This is a genomic window from Vibrio qingdaonensis (genome assembly GCF_026191675.1).
Taxonomy (GTDB): domain Bacteria; phylum Pseudomonadota; class Gammaproteobacteria; order Enterobacterales; family Vibrionaceae; genus Vibrio; species Vibrio qingdaonensis.
Map to the genome: position 1 here is coordinate 1 of NZ_JAKRRY010000149.1, position 681 is coordinate 681.

General features: G+C 40.8%; 1 protein-coding gene. It reads left to right on the forward strand.

All coding sequences use genetic code 11. From position 1 onward, the window contains the following. Positions 1-91 precede the first annotated feature (91 nt). Positions 92-592 carry a flavodoxin family protein gene (locus MD535_RS25770; protein WP_265678129.1) on the forward strand — a complete coding sequence of 167 codons (501 nt, stop codon included), beginning with the start codon at positions 92-94 and terminating at the stop codon, positions 590-592. Positions 593-681 lie beyond the last annotated feature (89 nt).

A 681-nucleotide genomic window follows, 5' to 3' on the forward strand; every position in this document is an offset into this window, starting at 1 on the left:
AACGCTTGGCGGTTTTGGTTTGAAGTTAAGTGTGCTTGGTAAGTTAATCGTTAGCGCCACTTAGCAGGGCGTTATGTAACAAGGAGGTTCAATGAATATCGCAGTGATTTTGGGTAGTTCTAAGTTTGATGGAAATACTCGGAAATTGGTTGAATCATTCGTTGTTCAATCTGGGGCGAAGTTGTTTGATTTATCCGACTTTCGTATCAGTTTCTACGATTATGAGCATGAAAATAGAAGTGACGACTTTCTTCCATTAATCCAGGACTTGATACGCTTCGACCACATAGTATTTGCTTCTCCTGTCTATTGGTATTCAATGTCGGCACAGTTGAAAGTTTTCTTCGATCGATTATCCGATCTCGTAACAATTGAAAAGGACTTAGGCCGCCAGCTAAAAGGCAAGTCAATATCTGTACTATCAACTGGGTACAATCAAGAGTTACCAGATTGCTTCGTCCAACCTTTCAAACTGACAGCAAACTATATGCAATTTGAATTCAAAGGCTGTGAGTACCTAGCTGTACAAAATGAATCTGATTTGAGTAAGGTAAACAAATGTGCAGCGCAAGCTGTGGACAATGTTACATAACAAACTGCTCAAGTGGACGCCATAAGCTTGGCGGTTTTGGTTTGAAGTTAAGTACGCTTGGCAAGTTAGTCGTTAGCGCCACTTAGCAG